Below are 4,838 nucleotides of genomic sequence, written 5' to 3' on the forward strand. Positions count from 1 at the left end.
CGGCCGGCTGGCCGCCGGCCTGCCCGGCCGGCGCCGCGCCGCCATCGCCGCCGACCTGCGGGAACGCCGGCGGATTGTCGCGCAGCGGCGCCGCGATCGCGGCCAGGGTTTCGTTATTCGCGCCGCCTCCGCCGCCCGTGATCAGGTTGCGCAGCACGGTGGACAGGCCCGGCGTCACCACCTTCTGGTCGCGGTAGCTGATGGTGCGGTCGTTGACCGAGGCGTGCTTGAGCCGGAACACCGCCACCTGCTGGCCGCCGGCGCCCATCGGCAAGGCCGCCACGGTGCGCTCGACCAGATCGACGTAGCCCGGCGGGCCCGACACCAGCGCGATGCCCTGGTCTGGCAGCTCGCCCCAGCCAAAGCGCGGGTCCAGCACGCCGAGCTGCTGCAGGGCCTGGCGCAGGGCGCTGATGGAACTGCCCATGGCGCTGACCGAACGCGTCTTCATGTCGTTGGTGCGGCTGACGAACAAGGTGCCGGCATAGACGAACCAGTTGAAGCCGTAGACGCCGCCCAGCCGGTCCATGAACTCGGTCGGCGTATTGGCGTTGAATTTGCCGTTGACCGTGCCCGTGACGTTGGGTCCGAGCTGCAACGACAGGCTGAAGCCGCCCGCGAATTCGCGCAGCAGCGTCTGCAGGTTCTCGTCGCGGGCATAGTAGCTGTAGGGCACGTTCGGCCAGTTCGGGGCGGCTTGCGCGCCGCTCGCCAGGCCCAGCGACAACGCAGTCGCCAGAATCATCCGCTTCAACACTCTCTCTCCTCGGGCGGCATGCCCGTCACGCGTATTCATGTGAGCCGCCGCACGGCGCCGGCCCAAAAGGACAGCGCATTGGCGAATGCGCCCATGGCTTCTTCCAGCGCCAGTTCGCCGCTGCCGGGCTGCAGCGACTGCTGCAACCACAGCGCGCGATCCTGCGGATCGACCACGCAGGCGGCCGCGTGCCGCGCCAGCATGCCCGCCGCCAGCTTGCCGATTTCCGTCACCAGCCGGTCGCGGTCGACGTCACTGGCCGGCAGCGCGCACAGGCGCGCGCTCATCGCCAGCCAACCATCGCGCGCCGGCTGCAGATGCACGCGGTAGGTCTGGTCGACCACCACGGTGAGGCGGCCATCGGCGCGCGTCGAAGGCGGCAGGCCGTGCCGCGCCGCATAGGCGGCTATCAGGGGATGCTGGGGTGCATTCATGTCGGGTCGTCCGGATTGCCGGCCAGCTTCCTGACGAGCCGCAGGACTTCGGCGACCGGCTCGATCAGTTCGCTGGGGATGTATTGGTCGGGCTGCGCGGACGCCATCAGCGCGCGCGCCAGGGGAATGTTCTGCATCACCGGCACGCCGGCCTCGCGCGCCGCCGTCATCATCTGCTCGGCCAGCGCGCCCTCGCCCTTGGCCAGCACCACCGGCAGCGGCGTCTCGTCGGGCTCGTAGTAGATGGCCACCGCCAGGTGGGTCGGGTTGGTCACCAGCACCGACGCCTTGCGCGTGCTGGCGACCGCGCCGTGCATCACCATCTCCTGGTGCAGGTGCTTGCGCTTGTGCTTGATGTGGGGGTCGCCCTCCATCTCCTTGAATTCCTGCTTGATGTCTTCCTTGCTCATCATCAGCCCCTTGCGGTACTGCATGCGCTGCCAGACGAAATCGGCCAGGGAAATCACCACATAGGCCACCGCGATGTTCACGATCAGCGCGCGCATCATGCCGCCCACGCCCGCCTCCAGGCCCGCCAGGCCGCTGTGCGGCACCGCCATCAATTCCGGCAGCGCGTCGCGCACCACCAGCGTCACCAGCGCCGACAGGAAGGCGATCTTGATGATGGACTTGAGCAGCTCGACCAGATTCTTCTTCGAGAAGATGTTCTTCAGATTGCTCATCACGTTGAGTTTCTTGGCCGACGGCTTGAGTTTCTCGAAGGCCAGCACCACCCCCACCTGCAGGAATTCGGAGAACATGCCAATCACCAGCACGATCAGCACGAACGGCAGCACCAGGTAGACGGCTTCGCGCAGGGCCGCCTCCAGCGCCACGGGCAGCGCCTGCTCGAACGGCTGCCCCACCAGCGTTGACGGAATCAGGATCAGCCGGCCCAGGGCCTCGACGATGCCGTGGGCATTGCCCAACATGTAGCCGAACAGCGCCAGCACCAGCAGCGTCTGCGTGAAGTCCTTGCTGTGCGCGACATCGCCTTTCTGGCGCGCGTCGCGCAGCTTCTTGTGGGTAGGCTGTTCGGTCTTTTCGCCGCTCATGGGGCCCGCCATTGGTTGTCCAGGAATGGCAAGGCCGAGCTGATATGGCCCGTGGCCTCGGCGGCATACTCGAACAGCGTGCTCATGTAGAGCACCATCACCAGCAACGCCAGCGCGCTCTTGATCGGCATCGCCAGGAAGAACACCTGCAACTGCGGCGCGAAGCGGCTGACCAACGCCAGCCCGACTTCGGCCAGGAACATCGAAATGATGGCGGGCGCGGCGAACAACAGCGTCAGCCGCAGGAAGCGGCCCAGTTGGTCCAGCATCAGCGGCACGCTCTCGCGCCGCAGGGTCGGCGCCCAGTCCCACAGGTCCCACAGGCGGAAGCTGTCGTAGAGCATGGTCAGCATCAGCATGAAGCCGCCCCCAACCAGGAAGAACACCATGAAGGCCTGGTTGAACAGGATGCCGAGCGGCGAGGAATCGTTGCCGGTGGCCGGATTGATGGTGGCGCCCAGGCTGGCGCCGCGCTGATTGTCGACCACGAAGCCCACGGCTTCGAAGATCCAGAACGGAATCGCCACCAGGAACCCCATCACCAGGCCGATGAAGACTTCCTTGGCCACCAGCAGCACCAGCTCGATCGCGCCCAGCTCGATCACGGCGTAGCGCGGCGCCAGCGCTGGCACCAGCACCAGGCCGATGGCGGCGCAGATGGCGTAGCGCAGCATGCCGGGCAGCAACTGGCGGTTGAACAGGGGCAGCATCGCGCACAGCGCCAGTATGCGCGGCTGCGTCAGCGCCAGCGTGCCCAGGAAGACTTTCGCTTCCACGTAGGTGATGCCCGAGATCATGGTGGCCGGCCGCTCCTAGTGGATCTTGTAGAAAAGGTCGAACACGGAAATCGTGAAGTTGTACAGCTCCGCGCTGAGCCAGCGCGCCGTCAGCAGGATCGTGGCGAACACCGCGATCAGCTTGATGGCGAACGACAGCGTCTGCTCCTGGATCTGCGTCAGCGCCTGGAACAGGGAAAACAGCGTGCCCACGATCGCGGCGACGGCGATCGGCGGCAGCGACAGCCACAACACCAGGTAGAGCGCCTGGGTCATGTACGAAACGAGGTCGACGGTTCCCATGGCGGCCTCAGGTGTAGGACAGCACCAGGCCCTGGATCAGCCGCGTCCAGCCGTCGACCATGACGAACAGGAACAGCTTCAGGGGCATGGAAATCGTGACCGGCGACACCATCATCATGCCCATCGCCAGCAGGATGTTGGAGACGATCAGGTCGATGATGACGAACGGCAGGTACAGCAGGAAGCCGATCTGGAACGCGGCGGTCAGCTCCGACAGCAGGAACGACGGGATCAGCACCAGCAGGTCGTCTTCCTTCAGGTTACGGGCCTGCTGCTCGCCCCACAGCCCGCGCGCGGTGCGCAGGAAGAAATCGCGCTGCTCGGGGCGGCTGTTCTTGAGCATGAAGCCGCGCATCGGCTCGGCGCCGCGCGCCACCGCGTCGAGAATGCCTTCGAGCCGGTCCGGCTGCGGCGCCCCGGGCGCCACCACCGCGGGCGGCGCGCGCAGCTCGTCGCCGATCTGCATCACCACCGGCCCCATGACGTAGGCGGACAGGATCAGCGCCAGCCCGTACAGCGCCATGTTGGGCGGCACCTGCTGTACGCCCAGGGCGTTGCGCACCAGCGTCAGCACCACCGCGATCTTCAGGAACGAGGTGGTCATGACCGCGGCCAGCGGCACCAGCGCCAACAGCGCCAGCACGACCGCCAGGCTGATCGGATCCGCGCCGTTCATGCGCCCGCCTTGCCCAGCCGGTGCAGTGTCACGCCGATGCGGCCGTCTATCTCGACCAGCTCGCCGCTGCCCACCAGCGCGCCGTTGGCGCGCACCAGCACCGGGCCATCGGCCAGCGGCCGCTCCAGGTCGAACGTCTCGCCGGGTTGCAGCTTGCGCAGCTCGCCCAACGTGATCTGGCGCTCGCCCAGTTCGAAAGTCAGTCGGACGGGAATGGCATCGATATCGAGCGGCGTCTGGGCGCCCGCTTCGGCATCCTGGGGCGGTTGCGGCGTCTCGGTCATGAGGGAAGTCCAGCCTTGGGTAACGAGGTATGAGGAATCCTGGCGGCGCACCCGCAGCCCCTGGCCGTCGGCGCCCAGCCACAGTTCGCCGTCGGGCGAGACCAGACAGTGATCGAGGAAAAGGGTGTCGCGCGGCGCCAGGCCGCGCAGTTCGGCCGCGGTCAGATGGGTCCAGCCCAGGCAGGCGCGGATGCGCACCGGCACGGCATCGAGGTCGATCTCGTTGGCCGTCGGCGCGGCGCGCCCGACCAGACCGGCCAGCAGCATCAGGCCCAGGCCGTCGGTGTCCAGCGTGGCGTAGATCGAGGCGCCGTTGACGGGATGGCGCGCCGCGACAGTCCAGCCGTGCGCCAGCGCCGACGCCGGGCCATCGCGGCCCACCACGCGCAGCGGGCCGCCCGGCGACACCTCGGCCAGGCCTGCGACCACTTCGGCCACCAGGGTCTCGATGGCGGTCGACACCAGCGCCGGCGGCAGCGCGCCGACGTCGACGTCGGGCAGGCGCGCCGCCAGCCAGGCGTCGGCGGCGCTGGCGGGCAGCCCCAGCCGCAAG

General features: G+C 67.9%; 6 protein-coding genes and 1 pseudogene. All 7 read right to left on the minus strand.

The features are described from left to right. A pseudogene (locus HV783_RS29180) lies at nt 1-745 on the minus strand (EscC/YscC/HrcC family type III secretion system outer membrane ring protein); the annotation flags it as partial. A gap of 47 nt (nt 746-792) precedes the next feature. Beyond that, a complete protein-coding gene (locus HV783_RS29185) occupies nt 793-1,191 on the minus strand; it encodes a CesT family type III secretion system chaperone (RefSeq protein WP_054503479.1) in 399 nt (132 codons plus the stop codon). After that, complete coding sequence (sctU, locus tag HV783_RS29190; RefSeq protein ID WP_167517685.1) at nt 1,188-2,246, minus strand: type III secretion system export apparatus subunit SctU; 1,059 nt, start codon at nt 2,244-2,246, stop codon at nt 1,188-1,190. The genes HV783_RS29185 and sctU overlap by 4 nt, the downstream gene beginning before the upstream one ends. Then, nucleotides 2,243-3,043, minus strand: coding sequence for a type III secretion system export apparatus subunit SctT (gene sctT / locus HV783_RS29195; RefSeq protein ID WP_175190337.1), 801 nt, complete (start codon nt 3,041-3,043; stop codon nt 2,243-2,245). The genes sctU and sctT overlap by 4 nt, the downstream gene beginning before the upstream one ends. A gap of 15 nt (nt 3,044-3,058) precedes the next feature. Next, nucleotides 3,059-3,325, minus strand: coding sequence for a type III secretion system export apparatus subunit SctS (gene sctS / locus HV783_RS29200; RefSeq protein WP_049071240.1), 267 nt, complete (start codon nt 3,323-3,325; stop codon nt 3,059-3,061). 7 nt (nt 3,326-3,332) lie between these two features. Continuing rightward, a complete protein-coding gene (gene sctR, locus HV783_RS29205) occupies nt 3,333-4,001 on the minus strand; it encodes a type III secretion system export apparatus subunit SctR (RefSeq protein ID WP_116520498.1) in 669 nt (222 codons plus the stop codon). Next, a partial coding sequence (sctQ, locus tag HV783_RS29210; RefSeq protein ID WP_175190338.1) for a type III secretion system cytoplasmic ring protein SctQ occupies nt 3,998-4,838 on the minus strand: 841 nt, incomplete at its 5' end. The genes sctQ and sctR, both read right to left, overlap by 4 nt.

Origin of the sequence: Achromobacter dolens (genome assembly GCF_902859745.1) — a bacterium.
GTDB lineage: Bacteria > Pseudomonadota > Gammaproteobacteria > Burkholderiales > Burkholderiaceae_B > Achromobacter > Achromobacter dolens.